At 70.0% G+C, this 1,042-nt stretch carries 1 pseudogene; it reads right to left on the bottom strand.

The annotated features are described in order from the left end of the window. Positions 1–970 (bottom strand): annotated as a pseudogene (locus G6O68_RS31865) (IS3 family transposase); the annotation flags it as partial. Between the last annotated feature and the right edge of the window lie 72 nt (positions 971–1,042).

Raw genomic sequence — 1,042 nt, 5'->3', positions numbered from 1 at the left:
GAGAGCTTGCCGTTGAACGACTCGACGTAGCCGTTCTCCCACGGGCTCCCCGGCTCGATGAACAGCGTCGCGACCCCGACCCGGCCGAGCCACTCGCGGACCGCCTTGGCCGTGAACTCCGGCCCGTTGTCCGAGCGGATGTGCTCGGGCACGCCCCGCCGAACGAACAGGTCGGAGAGCCGCTCCAGCACGTCCTCACTGGTCAGCCGCCTCGCCACGTCGATGGCCAGGCATTCCCGCGTGAACTCGTCGATGATGTTCAGCATCCGGAAGGCCCTCCCGTCGCGCGTCCTGGCCTGGACGAAGTCGTAGCTCCAGACGTGGTCGCGGCGCTCGGGGCGGAGCCGGACGCACGACCCGTCGTCGAGCCACAGCCGACCCCGCTTGGGCTGCCTCGCGGGCACCTTCAGGCCCTCTCGCCGCCACAGCCGCTCGACGCGCTTGTGGTTCACCTCGAACCCCTCCGCCCGCAGCAGGGCCGCGACCCGCCGGTAGCCGTAGCGCCCGTACTCGCTCGCCAGCTCGACCATCCGCGCCACCAGCCGCGGCTCGTCGTCGGGCGTGGCGCACGCTCGCCGCTGCGTCGAGCGGCATTGGCCGAGGACGCGGCACGCCCGGCGCTGCGAGACGCGGTCCGGGCCGAGCACGCCGCGCACGTGCTCGACCGCCTCGCGCCGCTTCGCCGGGCTCAGTATTTTCCCGAGGCGGCCTCCTTGAGGATCGCCTTGTCCAGCTCGGCGTCGGCCAGGAGCCTCTTCAGCCGGGCGTTCTCGCCCTCGAGCTGCTTGAGGCGTTTCGCCTGGTCGAGCTTCATCCCGCCGTACTCCTTGCGCCAGCGGTGGTAGGTCTGCTCGGTGATGGCCAGGTCCTTGCAGACCTGCGCGATCGCCGTGCCCTTGGCCGTCTTGACCTCGGCCTCGCGGAGCTTGGAGATGATCTGCTCGGGAGTGTGACGCTGCCGCTTCGCCATGGTGCTTCCCCTTCGGTGAGAATCGCCTCGATCATCACATCGAGGCTGGACTCGTTTGAAGGGGGCAGGTCA

It is taken from the genome of Paludisphaera soli (assembly GCF_011064595.1).
In the GTDB taxonomy this organism is placed as follows: domain Bacteria; phylum Planctomycetota; class Planctomycetia; order Isosphaerales; family Isosphaeraceae; genus Paludisphaera; species Paludisphaera soli.
The sequence above is the reverse complement of the archived record's forward strand: the minus strand, read 5'-3'. Positions and strand labels throughout refer to the sequence as shown.